Raw genomic sequence first — 25,072 nt, forward strand, 5'->3', positions numbered from 1 at the left:
CAACGCGATCCACTGTGGGAGCGGGCTTGCCCGCGAAAGCGGCGGATCAGCTTGCATCAATGTCAGACGTACCGAAGCCTTCGCGAGCAAGCCCGCTCCCACAATTTCTCGACTGCCTGCGGATTTGAAGCTCAACGCAGATCCCCTGTGGGAGCGAGCTTGCTCGCGATAGCGGTGTATCTGCCGCTGAGAGGCTGCAGGTGCAACCATCACCTGCGAATCCCCTCATGTCGCTCTGCTTTTCGAGCCGAAATCAGAGGTGGTCGGCATCGATCACCGCCTGGGCGAAGGCTTGCGGCGCTTCCTGCGGCAGGTTGTGGCCGATACCTCCGTCGATCAGGCGATGCTGATACTTGCCGGTGAAACGCTTGGCGTAGGCCTCGGCCGGCGGATGCGGCGCACCATTGGCATCGCCTTCCATAGTGATGGTCGGCACGCTGATGGCCGGGAATGTCGCGAGTTTTTTCTCCAGTGCGTCGTACTTGGCCTCGCCCTTGACCAGGCCCAGGCGCCAGCGGTAGTTGAAGATCGAAACGGCGACGTGATCAGGGTTCTGCAAGGCCGCGGCGCTGCGCTCATACGTTGCGTCGTCGAATTTCCATTTGGGCGATGCCAATTGCCAGATCAGCTTGGCGAAATCGTGGGTATTTTTCTCGTAACCCAAGCGACCACGCTCGGTCGCGAAGTAGAACTGGTACCACCATTGCAATTCGGTGGCCGGCGGCAGCGGCGTCTTGCCGGCCTCCTGGCTGCCAATCAGGTAGCCACTCACCGCCACCAGCGCCTTGACGCGCTCCGGCCAAAGCGCGGCAACGATGTCGGCAGTCCGCGCGCCCCAGTCATAGCCACCCAGCACCGCTTGCTTGATGTGCAACGCGTCCATGAAGTCGATCAGGTCGCTCGCCAGCGCCGAAGGCTGGCCGTTACGCAAACTCCTGGCAGACAGGAAGCGCGTCTCGCCATAGCCCCGGGCGGACGGAATCAGTACCCGGTAGCCCTTCTCGGCCAATGCCGGTGCAACGTCGGCGTAGCTGTGGATGTCATAGGGCCAACCGTGCAGCAGGATCACCACCGGCCCATCGGCAGGGCCGAGTTCGGCATAGGACACATCCAGCAACCCCGCCTTGATGTGTTTCAACGTGCCCAGGGACGTGTGACTGCCGGGCGTGATGGCGCCGATGGTGCTCGCCGGCAAGTCGGCGGCCGTGGCCTGGGACACGTTGGCAGCCACAGCGCTCAGGCTCATGACCGCGAACACTGACGCACGACTGAAATTCTTCCATTGCATGACGATATCTCCGGCGGTGGGTTTGCCTGTGAGACGACCTGTGCTGTCTCGATGGATCCCATTTGACGCCGGTCAGGTATCGCGGATGTGTCACCGATGGCCTGTGAAGCAACAGCGCGTATCGGCGGATGGGTTGGATACACAGAGATACATCTGCAATACCAGCCGCACAACGGCTATGGGCATGCAGGACGTGCAACACTTTGCTTGATTCCTTGCGCTGGGCCAGGCGTTCAACGATTGCATGATCAGGCAATCATCCACCCGGATCGTGCAATCGGCCCCACGGATTTGTTCCTATAGTTAACCTGAGCCAAACCATCCGGAGCTGGTCCGACTATGAGCGCCCTGAACATCAATGGCCGTGAGTACACGGTTGACGTAGACCCTGGTACCCCGATTCTCTGGACCCTGCGCGATACGCTGGGCATGACCGGCACCAAGTTCGGTTGCGGCGCGGCGTTGTGCGGTGCGTGTACCGTTCACCTGGATGGTCAGGCCATCCGGTCCTGCGTAACGCCCATCGCGGCGGCCGAAGGCAAGAAGATCACTACCATCGAGGCGGCCACCGATGGCGGCGATCCGGAGGGCACCGCCGTCTACGAGGCCTGGGTCAAGCACGATGTGGCGCAGTGCGGTTATTGCCAGAGCGGCCAGATCATGAGCGCGACCGCATTCCTCAAGGCCCAGCCCAAGGGCAAGCAACCCACGGCGGCCGAGATCGACTCGGCCATGGCCGGCAATATCTGCCGTTGCGGCACTTACGCCCGTATCCGCGCTGCGGTGGCTGACGCTGCCAAAACCCTTGCCTGACTGGAGCCCGACATGTGGAACGATATTTTCCCGGGCGAGCTTCCCGGTGCGTTGCGACACATGCATGAACGCGATGCAATCGACGGCCCCGCCACGCTTGCCCGGCGTAGCTTCCTCAAGATCGTCGGCATCGGTGGCCTGGCCTTGGGCGCATTTCCTCACCTGGCCCTGGCGCAACAGGACGACACCGCCGGCGCATCGCTCAAGCCGCAACAACAACCCTCTGCATTCGTGCAGATCGCGCCTGACGGCCAGATCACCGTGACGATCAACCGGCTGGAGTTCGGCCAGGGCGTGCAGACCGGCCTGCCGATGATTCTCGCCGAAGAGCTCGATGCCGACTGGAGCCTGGTACGCAGCCGCAACGGCAACAGCGACGCGGCCTATCAGGACCCGATCTTCGGCCTGCACCTGACTGGCGGCTCCAACTCGATCAAGAACAGCTACACCCAATACCGCGAACTCGGCGCTCGCGCCCGGGCCATGCTGCTCGCCGCGGCAGCCGCGCGTTGGAACGTGGAGGTCGCAAGCCTGAGCACCCAGGCCGGTACGGTGCTCGGCCCGGCGGGCCGCAAAGCCAGTTATGGGGAATTGGCCGAGGCGGCAATGGCACTGCCCGTACCGGAAACGGTCACGCTCAAGGCCCCCAAGGATTTTCGCCTTATCGGTCAGGCCACCACGCGCATCGATGCCAAAGCCAAGAGCAGCGGCCAGCAGGATTTCGGCATCGACCTGCATCTGCCTGGGCAGTTGACCGCCGTGGTGGCTCGTCCACCGGTGTTCGGCGGCAGGATTGCCTCATTGGATGACAGCGCGGCACGTGCGACCAAAGGGGTCAAGGCCGTGTTGCGCGTGCCGCTCGATGGCGGTGCGCAAGGCGTGGCGGTGATTGCCGAGGGTTACTGGCAGGCGAAACTGGCGCGTGATGCGTTGAAGCTGGAATGGGACCTTTCCGCTGTCGAGAAAGTGGACAGCGAACAGCAAGTGATCCGGTACCGGGAGCTCGCAAGCCAGCCAGGGCCGGTGCATTTCGATGCCGACATGACCCCACTTGCCGGGGCGCCGCATCAACTGGAGGCAGAGTTCCTGTTCCCCTACCTCGCCCATGCCCCCATGGAACCGCTGAACTGTACCGTACAGGTTGCCGACGGGCGCGCCGAGCTGTGGGTCGGCACGCAGTTCCCGGGTGGGGACAGTGCCGCCGCTGCCAAAGTGCTGGATCTCAAGCCAGAGCAGATCCGCATGAACGTGCAAACGGCGGGCGGAGGTTTTGGCCGCCGGGGTGTGCCCAGTGGCGACTTTGTCGTGCTGGCGTGCGAGGTGGCCAAGGCCGCCCGCGCCGTCGGGCTGACGGCGCCGATACGTACCCTCTGGAGCCGTGAAGACGACATCAAGGGCGGCTACTACCGTCCCATGCACCTGCACCTTGCGCGTATCGGCTTTGACGACAACGGCACGGTGCTGGCCTGGGATCACGTCCTGGTCGGGCAATCGATCCTGACCGGCACCCTGTTCGGTGGACGAGTGAAAAACGGCATTGACCCTACCGCGACCGAAGGCATGCGCGATCCTTACCCGGTGCCGATGCGCCTGACGGTTCATCACCCGACACTCAACGTACCCATACTGTGGTGGCGCAGCGTCGGCTCCACCCATACCGCCTTCGTGATGGAAACGTTGATCGATGAAATCGCCCGTACGACCGGACAGGACCCGGTGGCTTACCGGATGAAAATGTTCGCCGATCAAAAACCGCGCCATCGGGCTGCGCTGCAACTGGCCGTGGACAAAAGCAAATACGGCCAGCGTCAGTTACCGGCGGGACGCGCCTGGGGCGTCGCGGTGCATGAGTCATTCAGCTCGGTGGTGGCTTATGTCGTCGAAGCCTCGGTGCAGGAGGGGCGGCCGGTGCTGCATCAGGTGACCGCCGGGGTGCACTGCAATCTGGCGGTGAACCCGCGCAGCGTCGAGGCCCAGGTACAAGGCGCAGCCCTCATGGGCCTGTCGATGTGCCTGCCGGGCGGTGCAATCACGCTTAAGGATGGCGTGGTGCAGCAGAGTAATTTTGCTGACTTCAGCGTTCCGCGCATCACCGACATGCCGCAAATCGCTGTGCATATCGTCCCCAGCGCCGAACCGCCCACGGGCATGGGGGAGCCAGGCCTGCCGGCACTGGCCCCCGCGTTCGCGAACGCCATCGCGAGCCTGACGGGTAAGCCGATGCGTCAGTTGCCGTTCAAACTGGCGTAGCGGGCGCTGGTCAGCCTTGCAACTTGCTTTATCATGACGGCCATCTCACCACCCCAGCTGATGGACCCATCATGACATTCGATTTCGACACGGTACTGGAACGCCACGGCACCGGCAGCACCAAGTGGAGCCGCTACCCGGCGGATGTGTTGCCGATGTGGGTGGCCGACATGGACTTCCCTGCCCCGCCAGCGGTCATCAAGGCGCTACAAAAGCGTCTTGAACACCCGATGCTCGGTTATAGCGTGGCCCAGGACAACTTGCGGGCTGCGGTGGTGGCTGATCTGTGGGACAAGTATGCCTGGCGCGTCGAGCCCCAGCAGATCGTGTTCCTGCCGGGTGTCGAGCCGGGTTTCAACATGGCACTGCACGCGCTGGTGGAGCCGGATCAGAATGTGGTGGTGCAGGTGCCGAACTACCCGCCGCTGCGCAACGCCCCGGATCACTGGAAACTGAACAAGGTCGAGCTGCCGTTCAACCCGGTCGATGGCCAGTTCCACACGCCCCTGGCCGACTTGCGCGATGCGCTGCAGGGCGGTGGCGCGTTGTTGCTGAGCAACCCTCACAATCCGCTGGGCAAAGTGTTTGATCGGGACGAGCTGCAGGCCGTGGCCGACATTTGCCTGGAGCAGGATGCCTGGATCATCTCTGACGAGATCCATGCCGATCTGTGCTTCGATGGTCGCGTGCACATCCCCACTGCTTCCCTGAGCCCGGAGATCGCCGAGCGTACGATCACGCTGATGTCGGCCAGCAAGGCCTTCAACATCGCCGGTTTGAAAACCTCGTTCGCCATCATCCAGAACGCCAAGCTGCGCGAGCGCGTCAACAGCGCCCGCGCCGGCATGGTCGACAGCGTCAACGCCCTGGGCCTTGAAGCAACCCGCGCCGCCTACAGCGAAGCCGGCCCCTGGCTGCAAGCCCTGAAAACCTACTTGCAAGCCAACCGCGATTATCTGGTCGACGCGGTCAACACCCGCTTGCCGGGCATTACCATGACCGTGCCTCAGGGCACCTACCTGGCGTGGCTGGACTGCTCGGCACTCGGGCTGGACGACCCGCATCGGTTCTTCCTCAAGGAAGCCAAGGTCGGCCTCAGCGCCGGGCTGGATTTCGGCGATGACGCCGGCCAATTCGTGCGCCTGAACTTCGGCTGCCCGCGCAGTCTGCTGGAAGAAGGCATCGCACGCATGGAACGCAGCCTGAAGGCACTCCGCTGATTTCCTGACACCCCGTGGCGAGGGAGCTTGCTCCCGCTGGGCTGCGAAGCAGCCCCCTTGTACCTGGCTGACACTCCTGTGAGGGGGCCGCTCCGCGCCCCAGCGGGAGCAAGCTCCCTCGCCACAGGGGAATGATGGCGCTGCAGTTTCTTTGGCCCGACACGCTCATCCACCGCCCCAAACATCCAACCGAACTCCGCCGCAAACCCCAGGGTCCACCCTCCATCGCATTCACAAACTGCATGGAGAACCATCATGGTCGACTACCCTACCCCACCTTTCCCAAAACAGAGCCAACCGGTGCCCGGCACGCAGCGCAAGATGGACCCGTATCCCGACTGCGGCGAGCAGAGCTACACCGGCTCAGGGCGTCTGGCGAACAAGATCGCACTGATCACCGGGGCCGACAGCGGTATCGGTCGCGCCGTAGCAATCGCCTTCGCCCGTGAAGGCGCGGACGTGGCGATCTCCTATCTGGACGAGCATGACGACGCCCGGGAAACCGCCCGCTGGGTCGAGCAAGCCGGGCGCCAGTGCCTGCTGCTGCCGGGGGATCTGGCGGACAAGGCCCAGTGCTACAAGATCGTCGACGAAACCGTGGCCCGCTTTGGCCGCATCGATGTGCTGGTCAACAATGCGGCGTTCCAGATGACCCACGAAAACCTCGAAGACATCCCCGACGAGGAATGGGTACGCACCTTCGATATCAACATCACCTCGATGTTCCGGATCTGCCAGGCCGCCGTGCCGCACATGAAAGCCGGTGGTTCAATCATCAACACCAGCTCGGTCAACTCTGACATGCCCAAGCCAACCCTGCTGGCCTACGCCACCACAAAGGGCGCCATTGCCAACTTCACCGGCGGCCTGGCCCAGATGCTCGGGCCCAAGGGCATCCGCGTGAACAGCGTTGCCCCAGGCCCCATCTGGACGCCGCTGATCGTCGCCACCATGCCCGAGGAAGAAGTACAGAGCTTCGGCTCCCAGACCCCCCTGGGCCGCCCCGGCCAGCCGGTGGAAGTCGCACCGATCTACGTGCTGCTGGCGTCCGATGAATCCAGCTACATCTCCGGCTCACGCTATGGCATCACCGGCGGCAAACCCATCCTCTAGATCCCACACAATTCCCGTGGCGAGGGAGCTTGCTCCCGCTGGGCTGCGCAGCGGACCTCGTGTCTGACTGCCAGCCTTTGGGCAAATGGGTGTCCGACCTGAAACCGGGTTTGGCCATGCGACCGCTATCGCGAGCAGGCTCGCTCCCACAGTTGGATCGGGTACAACCGGAAGAGATAGGTCGGCTGTGAGGCCGCCTTCGCGAGCAAGCCCGCTCCCACAGTTTGGAGCAGGGTACGGCGGGAGAAACAGGTCGGCTATGAGGCCGCCTTGCTTTTGCTTTTGCTTTTGATCTTGGACGCCCCATCAACCACAAGGGCCGAGCGCAGGCATTGCGCAGTGGGCATCCCGGCATGGATGCCGGGATAGCCGCGCTGGGCCATGGATGGCCCTTCGCGGCGTGCCCACGGAGCAATGCCGGAGTGAGGGAACACCGAGCCTTGGCGAGGTGCCCAGTGGTGGGGCAAGAGCGCTTTGGTTACTTTCGCGCTTTTCGAAAGTGACCCGCTGTAAGAGCGGAACCCTAAGTGGCCGTTACCGCAACAATGGATATGTACACGGTCAAAAAACACACTACCTGCCAGGCCGCCATCGCGAGCAGGCTCGCTCCCACAAGGAATGACCTCAGCAACCTGGAACTTTCGCTGGCGGCTCAGGACGACTCCTTGGGAATCACCGAAATCTTCCCATTACGCTCAATAATCGCAAACTTGATCTGCTCCAGCGTCTCAATCCCCTGGCTCGAACGGGCCGCTTCCATGATGTCCGCCTCCACCAACCGCACGTGACGCATCCGCCCCTGCAAAATCCGCCCGTTCTCGACAATGACGGTCGGCCCGCCATCAATCAACTGCGACACCCACCTGGAACGCTGTTTGAGCAGCGACAACCCCACGTCGATAGCAATCAACGTCACAATCACCATCAACGAATTGGTCAGCGAAAAATCATCCCCCAACAACGCCTGCTGGGTGGCCTCGCCGATGATCATCAGCAACACGAAGTCGAACGTAGTCAGGTCCGCCAGCGAACGGCGCCCGGCGATCTTGAACAGCACCATCAGTGCCAGGTACATCGCGGCGGCCCGCAGAACGGAATCCATACGTCATCACCTATGGAAAAATGAATTGATCGAAGCTGACGGCGGAACCGCCGGGCATGGCGACGCGACTCTCATAGCGTCCCAATCCTTCCCCGAGCAACGAGAGATAAAGGCTGGCTTGCCCCTGGGCGTCAGCCTGGATCCAGAGCTTCATGCCCTGCCCCGCACTGGCCGAACGCACCGGCTGAGGCTGCATGGCCTCAACGTTGAAACCTTGCAGCCACTCGCCTCCCAATTCGACCTCCAGCAGCGCGTTAGGCTGGCCCTTCAAGTGGAGGACCAGGGGATTGGAGGAACCGTTGCGGTGAAATTTTTCGTACGTGACTCCGAGCCGGCCATCACGGCTCTGCACGTCAGCACTGCTCAAGGGCCCGCGGGAAAACAACCCCAGCAACGTCAGGACCACCAGCAGCACCAGCACGTACCAACCCACCCGCTCGAATCGCCAGACCTTGAGCTGATAAGCCATGTCCTCGTGCACCGGGAACACGCGGTTGTGCAGATCGTCCGGCTCGCTGTCTTGGCTCATGGTATCGCCTCAACTGTATTCACCCGCCAGGGCGCGCTGGTGGAAATGCCGCAACTGCATCAGCGCGTGCTCGCTGGCGTACCGCTGCACCTGGTTGCGATTGCCGAAAAAGCGCTCACGGCGGCTGAACAGCGCGCGCCTGCCGTTGATATCGAATGCCCAGGCAAAACACACCGTGCCGGCGGGAATCCCATCCATGTCATCCGGCCCGAGGATCCCGGTAGTCGCCACTGCCACGTTGGCGTCGGCGTCGTGCAAGGCGCCCAAGGCCATTTCTTCGGCCACCTGGCGACTGGTGAGGTTGAAGGTATCGATGGTCCGGGGGCTCACCCCCAACAGCCGTTGCTTTGCCTCGGGGGAATACACCACATAACCGCTTTCGATCAGCGAGCCACTGCCCGGCACCTCGGCCAGCAGCGTAACGATCAGCCCGGCAGTACAGGATTCCGCCGTGGTCAGGCGCAGCTTATGCTCGCGCAGATATTCAACCAGGGATTGGGCAACAGTCATGGCAACAAGTCCTTCAGGGATGCTGAAGGGTTGACCCTTGGGGTGTCGATTCATTCCCTTTGATCGCCCTGCGGCCCCCGCCCCCAAATAAATGAAACCCCTGGCAAATCGTGGGCCTCAAAACCATACGGGCCTCATGCGGAGGCTGTCTTGATCAGGAGGTCGTCATGTCTGCATCCTTCGTCAAACTGTTCACGAACCCCGAGTTCGCCTGGAAGGACATCCGCGAACAGGAACAGGCGCACCCGCGCCACTACCTCGGCCACCTGCTGCTGTTGGCCCTGATCCCGGCGGTCTGCCTGTTCTTCGGCGTGACCTGGACCGGCTGGAGCCTGGCGGAAAACGAAACGGTCCGGCTCAACAGCGCCAGTGCCCTGCAACTGTGCGGGCTGCTGTACCTGACTATCGTCGCCGGCATCGTGCTCATGGGGCTGTTCATCCGCTGGATGTCCCGCACCTTCGATGCGCGGCCCTCCGTCAACCAGTGCATTGGCTTCGCCGCCTATACCGCCACCCCCTACTTCCTGGCCGGTGTATTCGGGGTTTATCCCAACCGTTGGCTGGCGGTCATCGTGCTGCTGGCCGCCTCTGCCTATTCGACTTTCCTGCTGTTTGTCGGCCTGCCCAAGTTCATGGGTTTGAAGAAGGAACAAGGCCTGCTGTACTCGGCCAGTGTCTGGGGCGTAGGCCTGCTGGTGCTGGTGACCATCCTGGTGGAAATGATTCTGCTATGGTTCAACGTCTTGCAACCTGAATACCTGCGGGTCCCGGTGGGCTGACGGTCCGGCGCGCAGCTATAGCGGGACTATACTTTGTCATTGATGACGACGACGTAATGCACGGTGTTTCGCATTCCTCGTGCAACGGGATTATCCTGAGGGACTTTGCTCCAGGAAATCGCGTCGGCCATGCGCGCCGTCGCCTTTTAAGGCCAGAACCATGTCTTCTCCAAGCGACCGCTCCCCCAACGTCCCGCAGCGCCGGGAGCTCAGCCCCAGCCACCTCGATTTCCCCGTTGTGGGCATCGGTGCGTCGGCAGGCGGGTTACAGGCGATCAAACAGTTTTTCGAGCACATGCCCAAGGACAACGGCATGGCGTTCGTCATTATTTTGCACCTGGCGCCGGACCATCAAAGCATCGCCGGCAAGATCATCCAGGAAAGCACCAAGATGCCGGTGCTGCAGGTCACCGAACCGGTGCCCATTGAGAAGAACCACATCTATGTGATTTCCCCCGCCCTGCACTTGCAGATGAATGATGGCCATCTGGAAGTCACGCCAGCCGAACGGCGCCAGGGCGTGCATGTGGCGATCGACCTGTTCTTCCGTGACCTGGCCGACGTTCACAAAGAGCGGGCGTTTTGCCTGGTGTTGTCGGGCACCGGTTCCGACGGCGCGGTGGGGCTTTCGCGGATCAAGGAACAAGGCGGTGTCGCCATCGCCCAGGCGCCGGAAGATGCCGAGTTCGATGGCATGCCCAAGGCCGCGATCGATACCAACATGGTTGACCTGGTACTGCCGGTCGTCGAAATGCCGCAGAAGCTGATGGAGTTGTGGCGCAACTCCCGTGAAATCCGCCTGCCAACGGCCAACGACCCGGAAATCAGGACCCAACCGCCCACCAGCGAACGCGAAGCGGCCGAGGCCGAGCAGTACTTACACGATATTCTGCTGCAATTGCGCGCCGGCACCGGCCATGACTTCAAGCACTACAAGCGGGCCACGGTGTTGCGGCGGATCGAACGCCGGATGCAAGTGACCGCGCAACCCGACCTGTCGGCCTATTACAGTTACTTGCAAAACCATCAGGAAGAAACCAAGGCACTGCTGGGCGACTTGCTGATCGGTGTGACTAACTTTTTCCGTGATCGCGAGTCGTTCGAAGCGCTGGAACGCGATGTTCTGCCCAAGCTTCTCAAGCCGGTCGAGGGCGTCGTGCTACCGGACGAGATACGCATCTGGTCCGCCGGTTGTTCCACCGGTGAAGAGGCTTATTCCCTGGCGATGCTGGTCGCCGACCAGATGCAGCACGACGCCAGTACCGCCAAGTTGCAAGTCTTCGCCACCGACATCGATGAGCGTGCCATCGCCGTGGGCCGCACCGGCACGTATTCCCAGGCGATCATTACCGACGTACCGCCGACCCGCCTGCGTCAGTATTTCCTCAAGGACGGCACCTCCTACAAAGTCCGCAAGGAGATCCGTGAGCGCGTGCTGTTCGCCAAGCACAGCCTGCTGTCGGACCCGCCGTTTTCCCAGATCGACCTGATCGTGTGCCGCAACCTGCTGATCTACCTCGACCGGGAGGTGCAGCGCGACATTCTGCAGATGTTCCACTTCGCCCTGCGCCCGGGTGGCTACCTGTTTCTCGGGTCCTCCGAGTCCGCCGATGCCTGTCATGACCTGTTCACTCCCGTGGACAAGCGCAACCGGATCTTCCGCGCCAAGTACGGCACCGCCAGCAGCCGCCGGACCCCGACCATGCCTCGCGGTGGCTACATGCGCAGCCCGTCGATGCAGACGATCCCGCAGACCCTCGCCCCACGCAAGGTGTCCTTCGCCGACATTCATCTGCGGGCAGTCGCGCACACCGCGCCGCCTAGCATGATCGTCGATGGCAACGCCGACATCCTGCACATGTCCGAAGGCGCCGGGCGCTTCCTGCGCCACGTCGGCGGCGAGATGTCGCGCAACCTGCTGACCCTGGTCAATCCGCAACTGCGCTTGGAACTGCGCACCACCTTGTTCCAGGTCCACCAGAACGGCCAGCCGGTCAAGTCCCGCCAGGTCAACCTGGAGCGCGACGGACGGCGTTTCCACGTGGATCTGTTGGCCCAGCCCTACCGGGACGAAGAGTCCGACGGCGAGTTCGTGCTGGTGACCTTCGAAGAAGCAGAGATCGACCCGGCCGAGCTGCTCGAAGCCGACGCCAGCCAGACGGAAAACCAGGTGCTGTCCAGCCTCGAGCGCGAATTGCAGCGCACCAAGCTGCACCTTCAGGACACCATCGAGCAGGCCGAGATTTCCAGCGAGGAACTCAAGGCCTCCAATGAAGAAATGCAGGCGATCAACGAGGAACTGCGTTCGGCCACCGAGGAGCTGGAAACCAGCAAGGAAGAGCTGCAGTCGATCAACGAAGAACTGCTGACGGTCAACTACGAGCTCAAGACCAAGGTCGAGGAAACCGACAAGATCAATGACTACCTCACCAACCTGATCGCCTCCACCGACATCGCTACCGTGTTCGTCGACCGCAGCATGCGCATCAAATGGTTCACGCCCCGGGCCACCGAGATCTTCAGCATGCTCCCGGTGGACACCGGGCGCTCGCTGATGGACATCACCCACCGCTTGAATTATGTGGACCTGGCGGTCGACGCTACGCAAGTGTTCGAGACCTTGAACATGATCGAGCGGGAAATCAGCAGCAATGACGGGCGCTGGTACATCGCCCGCTTGCTGCCCTACCGCTCCAGCGAAGACCACATCGACGGCACGGTGCTGAACTTCATCGACATCACCAAGCGCCGCGAAGCAGAGGAAGAACTGCGCCTGGGTGAAGAACGCATGCGCCTGGTGGCCGAAAGCACGCGTGACCACGCCATCATCCTGCTGGACGAACAGGGCGTGATCAGCAGTTGGAACACCGGCGCCGAACTGATTTTCGGCTACAGCAAAAACGAAGCCGAAGGCAGCTATTACGATTTCATTTTCACGCCAGAAGACCGCGAGAACAGTGTGCCGCAAACCGAGCTGAGCACTGCCCGTGACGATGGCCGATGTGAGGATGAGCGCTGGCACCTGCGCAAGGATGGCAGTCGTTTTTTTTGCAGTGGCGAAGTGACCCGGCTCAGCGACGACCCACTGGACGGCTACGTCAAGATTGCCCGGGACCTGACCGGGCACAAGCGCCTGCAAGATGAACAGACCCAACGGCTGATGGAAACCCAGAACAACAGCCACCTGAAGGATGAGTTCTTTGCGGTGATGTCCCACGAACTCAAGCACCCGCTCAATCTGATCCAGCTCAACGCCGAGCTGCTGCGGCGCCTGCCATCGACCAAGTCTGTCAGTCCGGCAGCCAAGGCCGTCGAGACTATCTGCACTGCGGTCACCAGTCAGGCACGGATCATTGACGATCTACTGGATGTCGCCCGGGTACGCACCGGCAAGCTCAAGCTCAAGCGCCAGGCCGTGGATCTGGGCCGAACGCTGCAGGACATCTACACCGTGGTGATCAACGATCATCATCCCAGCGAGGTTTCCCTGGTGCTGCCCCAAGGGCCGGGTAACGAGTTGATTGTCCACGTCGACCCGACCCGCCTGGAGCAGATCATCTGGAACCTGGTGAACAACGCCCTGAAATTCACCCCGGCGGGCGGACTGATTCAATTGATCGCCAGCCGCAGCGGCGACATGGCGCGCCTGGACGTCAAGGATTCGGGCGTGGGGATTGCTGCCGAGCATTTGAATGAAGTGTTCGATCTGTTCGGGCAGGCCGAGACCCAGCACGCCACCCATCAGCGCGAAGGGCTGGGCATCGGCCTGTCCCTGGTACGCCAGTTGACCGAAGCCCACAACGGTCGTGTCGAAGTGACGTCTGAAGGGCTGGGCAAGGGGTGCACCTTCACCATCCACTTACCCTTGAGCCAGCCCGACGAGGCGCAGATCGAGTCGCAACCGTCCGGCGACGTGTCCGGACGGTTAAACGGCCTGACTATCCTGCTGGTGGACGACTCCGCCGAGGTACTGGAGACCCTCAAATTGCTGCTCGAGATGGAAGATGCCGAGGTCATTGCCTTCGATCAACCGCTGGAGGCTTTGCACGCCGCCCGCAAACTTTCTTTCGACGTGGTGATTTCCGACCTGGGCATGCCGGTGATGAACGGCCATGAACTGATGCAATCCCTGCGCGAACTGCCCCATTTCGAACATGTCCCCGCCATCGCCCTGACCGGTTACGGCGCGTCAGCCGACATACACAAATCCCGGCAGTCGGGGTTCAACCAGCACATCGGCAAACCCGTGTCCTATGACGAACTGATCGAGACCATCGAACAACTGCGCCAACCGCCCGTCCACTAGGCACCCCGCATCCCCGTGGCGAGGGAGCTTGCTCCCGCGGGGGCGCGAAGCGGCCCATCTTAAGCTCGATACGGTTCACCCTGGCGCACCACAGTAGCCGGCCTGATGGGGCTGCTGCGCAGCCCAGCGGGAGCAAGCTCCCTCGCCACAAGAGCGGTTCGCCGCTGCGCCTTGGCGTCAGCGTCGTTTCAGGATTTTTTCATGCCGATCCGCCGGCGCATCTCGGCGGTGATGCTTTGTCGGGTTTTCTTCAGGTCGGCCCAGGGTTCGTGGCCGACTTCCGCCAGGCGTTCATGGACGTTGTGCACGTTCCACAGGTTGGCGCCTTTGAGTTCGGCCACTTCCTCGCGAAAGATCGGCACTGACACCGGCAACCCTTCGCGGGTGCGGGCAGCATAGGCGCAGATGGTGGTGGCGCAGAGGCCGTTGCGCAGGTAGTCGATGAAGATCCGCCCTACCCGGTTCTTCGGTCCCGACACCGCCGAGAAACGGTCCGGCAACAGCTTGGCGATATGGCTGACGATGGCATGGCTGAAATCCTTGACGTCATCCCAACCCAGCTTGCGTGTCAGCGGCACCACGATGTGGATGCCTTTGCCGCCGCTGGTCTTGAGAAACGCCTTGAGCCCCAACTCATCGAGCACGGTCAAGGTCAGCTGCGTGGCCTCGACCATGCTTTTCCACGGCAGCGCCGGGTCCGGGTCAAGATCGAGGACGAAACGGTCGGGTTTTTCCAGGTCCACGGTGGTGCCGTTCCAGGTGTGCAGCTCCACCGTGCTCATCTGCACCGCGCCGATCAACGCTTCGGGGTTGTTGATGATCATCACCGGGTGCCCAGTGACGGACTTGTCCAGGCTGGTGATACCCGGAATCGCCAGGCGCTCGGCGTTCTTCTGGAAGAACAGCTCCCCGGCAATCCCGTCCGGCGCCCGCACCAACGCCACCGGTCGTTCGGCCAGCTCTGGCAGGATGAATTCGGCGACGCTGGCGTAATACTCGGCCAGTTGCAGCTTGGTCGTACCGCTGCTGGCGTCGATCACTCGCTCCGGATGAGTGATGCGCACCTTGCCCTCCAAGGCCGGCGCGGGAGCGGCCTTGGCTTTCGCCTTGGACTTGGGCTTGACGGGGTCGGGCTCAGGGTCTTTTTTTGCGGCTTTCTTAGCATCAGCGGGCTTTTTCACCGGTTTTGCCAGCTCCTCTGTGATGTCTTTGGCCGGCTTGTCATTGCGCAAACCATGAAACACCGCGTGGCGCACCGAGCCTTCCTTGGTCATTTCGGCGAACGCCACTTCAGCCAGCAATGTTGGCTTGAGCCAATGCACGCCTTTGGCTTCATAACCCGTGGGCGGATTGACCACCGCTGCCTTCTTGGTTTCCAGGGGCAAGAGCTGCTGGTAGATGCTTTTGAGCGTCGTTTCATTGAAGCCGGTACCGACCTTGCCGGCGTAGCGCAGCTCGCCGCTGTCGACGTCATGCAAGCCCAGCAGTAAGGCACCGAAAGCACTGCGGGCACCCTTGGGTTCACTGAAACCCACCACCACGAATTCCTGGCGCCGCTTGCACTTGAGCTTGATCCAGTCGTTGCTGCGCCGGGACACATAAGCGCTTCCGACCCGCTTGCCGATCAGCCCTTCCATCTGCATCTGGCAGGCGCTGTTGAGCAACGCCTCGGGGGTTTCCTCGAACGAGTCGGAAAACCGCAACAGCGGGTCTTCGTTGTCCTTGAGCACGGCCGCAAGCGCGGTTCGCCGTTCTTCCACCGGCACTTTGCGCAGATCCATGCCATTGAGGTAGGGCAAATCGAACAGGTAATAGGCGATCTGGCCGCTGCTCCCGGCGTCGAAGGCATTTTGCAGGGCCTGGAAGTCCGGCACGCCCTGCTCGTTGGCGACCACCATTTCCCCGTCGAGCCAGGCCGACTCCAGGCCCAGCGCCGCCAGCGCTTGGGCTTGCTTGGGCAGTTTGTGGGTCCAGTCGTGGCCGTTGCGGGTAATCAGCCGCACCTCGCCGTTGTCGATGCGTGCCATGACCCGGTAACCGTCGAACTTGATCTCGTACAACCATTCGCCGTCGGGAGCGCTGTCCACCAGGGTCGCCAGCTCAGGCTTGAGGGTTTGCGGAATCGGCCCCGGTGCTGCGCCACTGAGGGTCGCCTTCGCGGATTTTTTGGCGGCCTTGGGCTTGGCGGCTTTTTCCGGTTGCTTCACGGCTTTGGCAGCAGCGGCCTTGCCCCGACGCTTGGGCACGATGGTGCGATCACTGAGCACGCTGTCCGGCTCGGCCTGCACCACGTCATATTCGCCCTCGGGCCGGGCCGCCTCGTCCTGATGCTTGATCAGGAACCACTGCTCCTGCTTGCCCGGCATGTGAGTGCGCACCAGGTTCCACAGCCCCCCCAGCTTCTCACCTTGCAACTCGAACTTGAGCCGGCCTTTTTCGTAGGATTCGTGCGGGTCGCCCTGGGGAATCCACACGCCCCGATCCCAGACGATCACGTCCCCCGCGCCGTAATGGCCTTCGGGGATGCTGCCTTCAAATGTCGCATAGTCCAGTGGATGGTCTTCGACGTGCACCGCCAGGCGCTTGGACTTGGGGTCCAGGGACGGCCCCTTGGGCACCGCCCAGCTCTTGAGCGCACCGTCCAGTTCCAGGCGAAAGTCGTAGTGCAGGCGCGAGGCGTCGTGTTTCTGGATACAGAACTGCAAGGCGTGGGCGGTTTTTTTCGATTTGCGCGCACGCTTGGCCGCCGGCTCCGGAGTGGCACCGAAATCGCGCATGCGGTTGTAGTCATCGAGGTTCTTGCTGGTCATTGGCCACCTGCGACTTGTTGCAACGTCGGCGGCGCCACCGGCATCCCGGCGGTTTCCGACAACAGTTGATCGACGACCCGGCCCAACGCCTCTTCGGTGGAATCGCCCAACAGCAAACCTTGTTCATAGACGACCACTTGCCGATCGGCACTGCTGCCTTCCTGGACGATGCGCCGTGCTTGCCTGAACACCTCCGGCACGCCCAGCTCGGCAGCTGTGTCACCGAAAGTCTCTTCCGCCAAGGTGAGCCATTCACCGATGAGCAAGGGTTGCTCCTGCCGCTCATCGATGAACTCGGCGAGAATCCCGTGGCGCTTGGCGCGCCAGCGGTTTTCCTTGAGGATCCAGTAGGACATCGGGCTGTAGCGGGAACCGGGCTGCGGCTGGGCGATGGCATGGGCGACCATCACCCGGAACAGCGAGACCAGGCACAACGCGTCTTCAATCCGGGGGCAGGCGTCGCAGATGCGCAACTCCAAGGTCGGATAGCGCGACGACGGCCGCATGACCCACCAGCAATCACTGGCCTGGCGAATAGCGCCGGTGCGGGTGAGCATGTCGATGTAGCGGGAAAACGCCGCTTCGTCCTCGAAGAACTCCGGCACGCCCATGCGCGGCCATTCATCGCAAGCGGTCTGGCGGTAGCTGCTGAAGCCGCTGTAGGCGCCATTCCAGAACGGTGACGAGGCGCTCAACGCCAGCAGCATCGGCAGCCAGGGCAAGACCTCGTTCATGACCCGGACCCGATCCCGGTCCACCGGCACCTCGACGTGTACATGCAGGCCCGACAGCACACTGCGCCGTGCCACCCGTTGGTAATCGTCGAACAGCTGCTGGAAGTGCAGCTCGTCGGTGGGTTGCAGGTCCGCCGTGGTCATGGGATGGGAGCCGGCGCAGAGCAAACCCAGGCCATGTTCTGCCAGGCACTTGGTCAGGCCCGTGCGCACCTGGGTCAGGTAGTCGGCGGCCTCGGGCAGGCTGCGAAAGGTCGGCGATGCCATCTCGACCTGACACTGGAACATCTCATGGGCGAAATGCTTGCCCAGCTCGGCCTGGCACGCCGCAACAGCGGCCGCCGGCGGTTGGCCGGGCATGCGTCGGGTTTGCAGGTCGGTGATGAAATATTCCTCTTCAATGCCGAACTTCAGACGCCTGTTCATCGATACTCCCTCCGATACCCGCGCCGATGCGGGTCACGACCAACGCCACGACGGCGATCCTTTCCACGTCCTGGTAACCCGCTGTCAGCAATTCCTCGCCGAACACATCCGGGTCCAATTCCTTGTAGGTCCAGCCAAAATCCGCTGAGTCGCGCCAGGTCCCCAGCGCTTCCAGGAACGGATCACGGCCGTCGACCATCGCCACGCCGGTATACAGCACCAGCGAGCCACCGGGCGTCAGCCGGGGCAAGGCCTGCTCGACGATGCGCAACGACAACCCGGCCCCCAGCGTTCCGCCGCCGTGGCGGTAGGCGCGCTCGGAGGGGTCGGCCATGTACGGTGGGTTGGCGACGATCAGGTCGAAACTGCCCTCGACATCCTTGAGCACATCGCTGTGGGCGATCTCGACATTCGCCACTTCGGCCAGCGCGGCATTAACCGCCGTCAGGTGCAGGGCCAGCGGGTTGATGTCCAGGGCCAGCACATGGGCTTCACGACGGGCGCGGGCGATCACGATGGCCCCGACCCCGGCCCCGCAGCCGATGTCCACGGCGCGATGCACCGCCGTGAAGTTCTGTTGCAGGTGGCTATGAATCAATTGGGCGAAGCGGTAGCTGTCGGGGCCGAAAAACACCGCGTCGCTGGCTTGGGTGGGAAACTGCGAATGGGCGAACAGCAAGCCGTCCAGGCTCGACCAGCGCACCCGACTGCGCAGCAGCCCATCGCACTCTTCCAGCACATCGGCCGCCTGCAATTGCCGCTGCTCATCCGCCGAGATCAGACCGGGAGCGAAAGGTCGCGACCAGCCGAATACGTCCCGCAGGGTCTTCGAGCGCTCGTTGCCCGGCCGCTGGTTGACCCGCTCGTGGGTCAAGGGCGTCGGGGTGATGAAGCGATAACCGTCGGCTTGCAGCCGGCGGCCCAGTTGCAACAGCGCCAGGTCGGACTCGGACAGGCGTTCTTCCTCACTCATGCAAAGCTCCTAGCGCAGTACGGATTTGAGTTGGATGAACCGACGCGTCGCCAACAGCCCGGCCGGGTGGCTATGGCAACGGGCGGACAGCCACGGCATCAGGGTTTGCATCTGCTCGTCAGGGGCCTGGCCGCGCAGGGTTTGCTCAAGGGCCAGTACGTCCGGGTCTTCTACGCCGACCGCTGACTCACACGCCGCGCCCAGGCTGCGCCGTGGCGCCCTGCGTGAGCCCTGCTGGAGCCAGTCGCCGGCGATCCAGTCGTGCAGCAATTGTTTTTCATAGGGGCTGAACACCCCGAACATGGCAGCGCCGGCGCCTTCGATCAGGGTCCAGAAGCGACTGTTCTGCGGGTCTTCGTGCCGCTTGATCCAGCCCTTGTTCTGCATCGCCGTGAGGAACCCTTCCAGTTGGCCCGGTGCCGCGAGCCACTCATTGACGGTCTTGCCTTCGAACTTGCAGTAGTCCGAATGCATGTGCTGGCCGAACGGGCGTTTGCGTTCGAGCATGTCCAGCACTTCTCGGTCCAGGTCGAACGCTTCGATGATCGCCCGGCTACCCTGCCCCAGGTCATTGAGGCGATAGCCCAGGGTGACCCGCCGCCAGAACGCCTCGCGGTCGGCTTCCATCGGCAGCAACTGCATCAAGGCTTGCACCGCTTTTTGAGCATGGCCGGTGCTGGCGTTGTCGATGGTCACGTGGAGGGTGAAGTAGTACGGATCGAGGTCCAGCTCAGCCAACTCGTAGGCGCTGATCAACAGGTGCAACGGCAGCTGCTCATAGCCCAGGTTGTAGCCGATGACTTCGGGCAGGTACTCATCACCGGCGTAACCCAGGGCCAGTTGCACCGCGCCTTGCAGGTAGCGCTCGTCGTCGATGTCCGGCATGTCTAGCAGACCGTGTTCGGCGAGCAGCTTGCGGTAGATCACCACGTGATTTTGCGCTGGACTGCCATCGCCGAGCTCTTCGAGATAGGTGCACAGCAGCCCTTCGAAACGGTGGTCGTGCCAGTGCTTGAGCACGCCATAGAGCCAGGCACCGTCCACCAGTTTGGTCGGTGCCACTGCCTGGAGGAAATACAGGGCGTGGGCCTTGTTGCTGAAGAATTCCCGAGGGCCGCCGTTTTTACGCCGTTCAAGGTAGTCGGCATATTGCAGGGCGACGCCGGCGCTGTGCTGCTCGACCCAGGCCTGCAAGGCCATGGGGTCGTCTGGCGTTTCCTGGGGCAAACCCGCCGCCTGTTCCAGGTATTGCTCCAGGAATGCCTGGGCGATGGCTTGCTTGTCGGCATCGTCCGGGCCTTGCAGCAGCCGCTCATAGCATTGGCGAACGGTCCCGCCAGCGGTGAATGGTTGCACGTTTGCTGGCCTGGATTGGAGGGGTGTCAGCGCAGTCATAAGGGCCTCATGGGTTCTCGGCAGGACGCTGAATAGGCACGTCTCTATAGTTGGCAGAGCCTTTGAGGTGCAGAAAAATTCCCTTGGATTGTCAGACAGCCAGATAAACGGGGTGCCGCTGTTTTGCGAAGGAACCCTCGCTTCGCTTTGGGTCTCGAATGTGTCAGCGGCCCGGCTTTTGTGGCGAGGGAGCTTGCTCCCGCTCGAGTGCGTAGCGCTCGCTGGCTTTTTGGGGCTGCTTCGCAACCCAGCGGGAGCAAGCTCCCTCGCCACAAAAGCTCCCTTGCTACAAACCCTCTTCGCTACGTGAGGGGCTGCCACCATCCAAGGAGCAACCATGATCTTCACAGTGTGGGTAGCGGTGCTCGGTGCCGTTTTGCTGACCCTGGCCCTGACCTCTTCCTACCTGCGCTGGATGCCGGTGACGACCTCGGCGATGTGCCTGGCACTGGGCGTCATCATCGGGCCCGCAGGGCTGGGCCTGTTGAAGCTGGACCTGGGCGACTCGTCGGTGTGGATGGAGCACCTGACGGAAATCGCCGTGGTGTTTTCGCTGTTCGTCAGCGGTCTCAAGTTGCGCCTGGCCCTCAAGAATCGCACTTGGCGCGTGGCGTATGCCTTGGCTGGGCCGGTGATGATCCTGTCCATCGCCGGCCTGTGCCTGGTCCTGCATTATCTGTTTGGCCTCGAGTGGGGTGTGGCGATGCTGATCGCCGCGATCCTGGCGCCTACCGATCCGGTGCTGGCGGCGCTGGTGCAGGTCAACGATGCACGGGACGACGACCGGGTGCGTTTCGGCCTGTCGGGCGAAGCCGGCTTGAACGATGGCACGGCCTTCCCGTTCGTGATCCTCGGCTTGTTGATGTTGCGCGGGGACGGCAGCGGCTTTGTCGTCGATTGGGTCCTGCGCAACCTGTTATGGGCCGTGCCGGCCGGCTTGCTGATCGGTTACTGGATGGGTCGTGGTATTGGCAAGCTGACCCTGTCGATGCGCATCAAGAATGCCGACAGCACGCTGTCGCCCAACGATTACCTGGCGCTGGCCCTGATTGCCCTGGCCTATGTCGCTGCCGTCTGGGTGCAGGCCTACGGGTTTCTCTCGGTCTTTGCGGCGGGGCTGGGCCTGCGGCAGGCCGAGGTGCAATCCACCGATGAAAACGCGCCACCGGCCGAACACCTGGTGCAACCGGTGGTGGGCCACGAAGCCGTCGATCCTGAGCAAGCGGTTCTTGGCGATACCGAATCCCTGGAGGAAGGCCAGGTGGCCGCCGGAGTGATGATGGGCGACATGCTCGCCTTCGGCAGTCTGGTGGAACGCGCCATGGAGGTGTTTCTGGCGACGCTGTTGGGGGTGGTGCTGGCTAATCACTGGGATTGGCGAGCCCTGGGCATCGGTGCGCTGCTGTTCCTGGTGATCCGGCCGTTGAGCGTGCTGCTGATGCCGTGGGGGCGCTTGCTCGACGGCCCGCAACGGTTGCTGATCGGCTGGTTCGGCATTCGCGGCATCGGCAGTCTGTTCTACCTGTTCTTCGCCTTGAACCACGACTTGCAACCGGACGTCGCCCGGTTGTGCATCGACCTCACGTTGTCGGTGGTGGCCTTGAGCATTCTGGTGCATGGGGTGAGCACGCAGCCGACGCTGGCGTGGTATGAGCGGCACAAGCAGCCAGGGCGATGAGCATCAACCGCCAGGATCGGTGACCTGGATGAACACCGAGTACACCCCCAACAGCACCCAGAACCCGGCAAAGATCCAGGGCGTGCGCAGGGAAAACAGCAGCGACTTGCGATAGCCCTTGTGGGTCGACTCGCGCTCGCTGAACAACGGCGACTCGTCGTAGACCAGGCCCATCATCGGCTCGGCGCGCAGCAGTTCGCTCTGTTTGAAATGCCAATGGTCGATGATCTCATAGGCTGCATGGATCCCGGGCCAGGCATTGAGAGAGCTCAAGAACCCCAGCAACGCCAGGAATGGCGGCACGATCAGCGTGAACAACTTGCCCCACTCCGGGTTCAGGTTCGCCATGCAGGATGCGAAGGCGATCACCAAAAACGACTGTGCGGCCAGGTACGCATCGGTGCGATTGGCCAGGATGCTGGTTTCGTACTGGATCTCGCGGCGATAGAAATCCAGCCGTTCCTTGGGGGATCCGAACAACTTGGCGTTGTGTTCCGTCAGTTCTTCGCCCGGGGTCTGGGTGGTCAGGATTCTCGGCATTGGGGTGATGGTTCCTCGGTGATGGCTGCGAACCTTTAGAAGAACTGTGCGCCCGGCAAGTTCAAGGCAATGGACGAAACGCTGCGGCGCCGCGAGGGTCCTAAGGGATCAAAAACATGAGGAGCAAAGCGTGGATTGGCTTGGATGGCTGCAATGGCCGGCAATGATCGTGACGGTGCTCGCCGCCTGGTTGATTGGCTCGCGCCAGCCACGGCGGCGGGTAGCCGGGTTCAGCTGTTTTATCGCGAGCAATATTCTGTGGGTGGCCTGGGGGTTGCACACCGATGCCTATGCGCTGATCGTGCTGCAGTTCTGCCTGTGCGCGATGAACCTGCGGGGGTTCAAGAAGAATACTGAATGAGGGTTGTGTCCCTTTGGCACACCACCCCTTGTGGCGAGCGAGCTTGCTCCCGCTGGAGCGCGCAGCGGTCCCCAGCTTTTTGGGGCCGCTACGCAGCCCAGCGGGAGCAAGCTCCCTCGCCACAGGGGATCGATGTCAAATCATCAAATCATTTCATCGTCTGGCCGATGATCTGCACCAGGTCGATCTGCTTGAACGGTTTTGTCAGCCGTGGCAGTTGGGCGGCGAAGCCTTCCAGCCGCTCGGCGTAGCCGGTGGCGAGGATAATGGGCAGGTCCGGTTGCCGGTCGCGCAGCAGTTTCGCCAGCTGCGCGCCGTCCATCTGCGGCATGGCCATGTCGGTGATCACCAGGTCGACGTCCCGGTTGCGCTCGAGCAGCTCCAGAGCCTGGGCACCGGATGGGGCACACAGCACCCGATGACCAAGGTCTTCGATCAGCAAACGCGTACTGGTCAATACCAGGCTGTCATCGTCGACCACCAGTACCAGCAGTTCGTCGACCGGGGATGCGGTGGTGTCCTGGACCGGTGCCTGGCCCGGTGCCGAGCTGCCGGCGAGCGGCAACCACAACTCGGCGCTGGTGCCGACGCCTTGCTGACTCTTGAGCGTCAGGCGGCCGCCCAGCTGTTCAGCCAGGCCGTGGACCATGGACAACCCCAGGCCCGTGCCCTTGCCCACGCCTTTGGTGGTGAAAAACGGGTCCACCGCCGACGCCAGCGTCGCATCGTCCATGCCCTCGCCTTCATCGGTGATCGACAGGCAGACATACCGCCCCGGGGCCATCAGCTTGTCCTGTCCGGCCTCGCTGGCATCGCGTTCATCGGCGGCGATCACGATCCGCCCACCGTGGGGCATGGCGTCCCGGGCGTTGGTCGCCAGGTTGAGAATCGCCAGTTCCAGCTGATTGACGTCAGCCAGCACCGGCGACAGAGCCTCGGCAAAGGAGGTCTGGATGTGGATCGCCGGGCCCATGGAGCTTTGCAGCAGCCCGCTGATGCCCTGGACCAATCCGGCCAGCTCGACCGATTCAGAGGTCAGTTTCTGCCGGCGGGCAAACGCCAGCATCCGCTGGGTCAGGGAAACCCCACGCAACGCGCCTTGGGTGGCGTTGTCGAGCAACTGCGCGAGCTTGGGTTCGGCGGGGATGCGCTTACGGACGATCTCCAGGTTGCCGAGGATCACCGTCAGCAGGTTATTGAAGTCGTGGGCGATACCGCCGGTGAGCTGGCCGATGGCTTGCAGTTTCTGGGATTGGAACAACGCCTCGCGAGCCTGCTCAAGGGCTTGCTGCGCCAGGGTGGCATCGGTGATGTCACGGGTGATCTTGGCAAAGCCCAACAGCGTGCCGGTATCGCTGCGGATCGCATCGATGACCACGTGAGCCATGAATCGCGTGCCATCCTTGCGCACGCGCCAACCCTTTTTTTCGAAGCGCCCCTCGCTGGCTGCAATACTGAGCGCCCGCTGTGGTTCGCCGGCGGCGCGATCTTCCTCGGTATAAAACATCGAAAAGTGCCGACCGATGGCTTCGACCGGCAGATAGCCCTTGATCCGCTGGGCGCCCTGGTTCCAGTTGGTCACCTGACCGTCAGGGTCGAGCATGTAGATGGCGTAGTCGGTGACGCTCTGCACCAGCAGCCGGAACTGCTGCTCGCTCTGCTTGAGGGTCTCCTCGGCCATTTTGCGATCGGTCAGGTCGCGGGTAATCTTGGCGAACCCGAGCAATTGGCCGGTCTGGCTGTCGATGATCGGGTCAATGACCACGTGGGACCAGAACAGTGTGCCGTCCTTGCGCACCCGCCAGCCCTCGCCCTCGAAGCGCCCCTCGCGCATGGCGGTGTCCAGCGCCCGCTGCGGCAGGCCGTCGGCGCGGTCCTGGTCGGTGTAGAAGCGGGAAAAGTGCTGGCCCAGGATCTCCGATTCCTCGTAGCCCTTGAACCGCCGCGCACCGGAGTTCCAACTGGTGATGATCCCCGACGGGTCAGTCATGTAGATGGCGTAGTCGACCACGGCGTCAATCAGCAGTCGAAAACGCTGCTCTTCATTTGCGCGAGGGGTCTTTGGGTCGTTCTCAAGCATTTTGGCCGGGGCATCCGTATGGATTTTTTGCAAAGTATGGAACAACTCTGTGCTGGGAAAAACCATGGGGGTTGTGGGGGAAACGCGATTCACGAAAGCAACCTTGCCCCTTGTGGGAGCGGGCTTGCTCGCGAAAGCGGTGTGTCAGCTTACGGCGATATCGGA

At 62.4% G+C, this 25,072-nt stretch carries 18 protein-coding genes; 8 read left to right on the forward strand and 10 right to left on the reverse strand.

Annotated features, from left to right (window positions below; genetic code table 11):
- Window positions 1-253: 253 nt before the first annotated feature.
- On the reverse strand, window positions 254-1,288 hold the full coding sequence (locus RGM2987_RS21110) for an alpha/beta hydrolase (RefSeq protein WP_245144765.1): 1,035 nt from the start codon (window positions 1,286-1,288) through the stop codon (window positions 254-256).
- Between the two features lie 339 nt (window positions 1,289-1,627).
- Between RGM2987_RS21110 and RGM2987_RS21115 the strand changes: the two genes are divergently transcribed.
- The 4 genes from RGM2987_RS21115 to RGM2987_RS21130 all read left to right on the forward strand — a co-directional run bounded on the left by RGM2987_RS21115 (window position 1,628) and on the right by RGM2987_RS21130 (window position 6,684).
- Window positions 1,628-2,101, forward strand: coding sequence for a (2Fe-2S)-binding protein (locus RGM2987_RS21115; RefSeq protein ID WP_245144766.1), 474 nt, complete (start codon window positions 1,628-1,630; stop codon window positions 2,099-2,101).
- Window positions 2,102-2,113: 12 nt separating this feature from the next.
- Window positions 2,114-4,351, forward strand: a complete 2,238-nt coding sequence (locus RGM2987_RS21120; RefSeq protein ID WP_245144767.1) for a xanthine dehydrogenase family protein molybdopterin-binding subunit — start codon at window positions 2,114-2,116, stop codon at window positions 4,349-4,351.
- 71 nt (window positions 4,352-4,422) lie between these two features.
- Window positions 4,423-5,571, forward strand: coding sequence for a PatB family C-S lyase (locus tag RGM2987_RS21125; RefSeq protein ID WP_245144768.1), 1,149 nt, complete (start codon window positions 4,423-4,425; stop codon window positions 5,569-5,571).
- Window positions 5,572-5,826: 255 nt separating this feature from the next.
- Window positions 5,827-6,684, forward strand: coding sequence for an SDR family oxidoreductase (locus tag RGM2987_RS21130; protein ID WP_245144769.1), 858 nt, complete (start codon window positions 5,827-5,829; stop codon window positions 6,682-6,684).
- Window positions 6,685-7,336: 652 nt separating this feature from the next.
- Here the strand turns inward: RGM2987_RS21130 and RGM2987_RS21135 are convergent.
- From RGM2987_RS21135 to RGM2987_RS21145, 3 genes are read right to left on the reverse strand one after another with little or no spacing between them, the layout of a single operon-like run.
- A complete protein-coding gene (locus RGM2987_RS21135) occupies window positions 7,337-7,786 on the reverse strand; it encodes a YetF domain-containing protein (protein WP_245144770.1) in 450 nt (149 codons plus the stop codon).
- Between the two features lie 10 nt (window positions 7,787-7,796).
- Window positions 7,797-8,315 carry a hypothetical protein gene (locus RGM2987_RS21140; protein ID WP_245144771.1) on the reverse strand — a complete coding sequence of 173 codons (519 nt, stop codon included), beginning with the start codon at window positions 8,313-8,315 and terminating at the stop codon, window positions 7,797-7,799.
- Between the two features lie 9 nt (window positions 8,316-8,324).
- Entirely contained in the window at window positions 8,325-8,825 is a 501-nt protein-coding gene (locus RGM2987_RS21145; protein ID WP_245144772.1) for a CinA family protein, read from the reverse strand.
- A gap of 167 nt (window positions 8,826-8,992) precedes the next feature.
- Between RGM2987_RS21145 and RGM2987_RS21150 the strand changes: the two genes are divergently transcribed.
- Both RGM2987_RS21150 and RGM2987_RS21155 read left to right on the forward strand, forming a co-directional pair.
- Complete coding sequence (locus RGM2987_RS21150; protein WP_245144773.1) at window positions 8,993-9,604, forward strand: Yip1 family protein; 612 nt, start codon at window positions 8,993-8,995, stop codon at window positions 9,602-9,604.
- Between the two features lie 160 nt (window positions 9,605-9,764).
- The gene (locus RGM2987_RS21155; RefSeq protein WP_245144774.1) at window positions 9,765-13,910 is read left to right on the forward strand and encodes a CheR family methyltransferase; all 4,146 of its coding nucleotides are present in this window, start codon (window positions 9,765-9,767) and stop codon (window positions 13,908-13,910) included.
- 188 nt (window positions 13,911-14,098) lie between these two features.
- Here the strand turns inward: RGM2987_RS21155 and ligD are convergent, their stop codons facing one another.
- Genes ligD through RGM2987_RS21175 form a run of 4 tightly spaced genes read right to left on the reverse strand, consistent with a single transcriptional unit; the run spans window position 14,099 to window position 20,248 of the window.
- A complete protein-coding gene (gene ligD / locus RGM2987_RS21160) occupies window positions 14,099-16,720 on the reverse strand; it encodes a DNA ligase D (RefSeq protein WP_245144775.1) in 2,622 nt (873 codons plus the stop codon).
- Window positions 16,717-17,880 (reverse strand): carboxylate-amine ligase, encoded by a 1,164-nt coding sequence (locus tag RGM2987_RS21165; RefSeq protein WP_245144776.1) that lies wholly within the window; start codon window positions 17,878-17,880, stop codon window positions 16,717-16,719. The genes ligD and RGM2987_RS21165 overlap by 4 nt, the downstream gene beginning before the upstream one ends.
- A complete protein-coding gene (locus tag RGM2987_RS21170; protein WP_245144777.1) occupies window positions 17,852-18,853 on the reverse strand; it encodes a class I SAM-dependent methyltransferase in 1,002 nt (333 codons plus the stop codon). Before RGM2987_RS21170 ends, RGM2987_RS21165 begins: the two co-directional genes overlap by 29 nt.
- Window positions 18,854-18,862: 9 nt before the next feature.
- Window positions 18,863-20,248, reverse strand: a complete 1,386-nt coding sequence (locus RGM2987_RS21175) for an iron-containing redox enzyme family protein (protein ID WP_245144778.1) — start codon at window positions 20,246-20,248, stop codon at window positions 18,863-18,865.
- A 337-nt stretch (window positions 20,249-20,585) separates the two neighbouring features.
- Between RGM2987_RS21175 and RGM2987_RS21180 the strand changes: the two genes are divergently transcribed.
- Window positions 20,586-21,926, forward strand: a complete 1,341-nt coding sequence (locus RGM2987_RS21180; protein ID WP_245144779.1) for a cation:proton antiporter — start codon at window positions 20,586-20,588, stop codon at window positions 21,924-21,926.
- A 3-nt stretch (window positions 21,927-21,929) separates the two neighbouring features.
- Here RGM2987_RS21180 and RGM2987_RS21185 read toward each other — a convergent pair whose 3' ends face one another.
- Window positions 21,930-22,466: a hypothetical protein gene (locus tag RGM2987_RS21185; RefSeq protein WP_245144780.1), complete on the reverse strand. Its 537-nt coding sequence runs from the start codon at window positions 22,464-22,466 to the stop codon at window positions 21,930-21,932.
- A 130-nt stretch (window positions 22,467-22,596) separates the two neighbouring features.
- On the opposite strand from RGM2987_RS21185, the gene RGM2987_RS21190 reads away from it, so the two are divergent.
- Complete coding sequence (locus tag RGM2987_RS21190; RefSeq protein ID WP_245144781.1) at window positions 22,597-22,827, forward strand: hypothetical protein; 231 nt, start codon at window positions 22,597-22,599, stop codon at window positions 22,825-22,827.
- A gap of 148 nt (window positions 22,828-22,975) precedes the next feature.
- Here RGM2987_RS21190 and RGM2987_RS21195 read toward each other — a convergent pair whose 3' ends face one another.
- Window positions 22,976-24,907, reverse strand: a complete 1,932-nt coding sequence (locus RGM2987_RS21195) for a PAS domain-containing sensor histidine kinase (RefSeq protein WP_245144782.1) — start codon at window positions 24,905-24,907, stop codon at window positions 22,976-22,978.
- Window positions 24,908-25,072: the final 165 nt, after the last annotated feature.

Origin of the sequence: Pseudomonas sp. RGM2987 (assembly GCF_022952855.1) — a bacterium.
Classification (GTDB): domain Bacteria; phylum Pseudomonadota; class Gammaproteobacteria; order Pseudomonadales; family Pseudomonadaceae; genus Aquipseudomonas.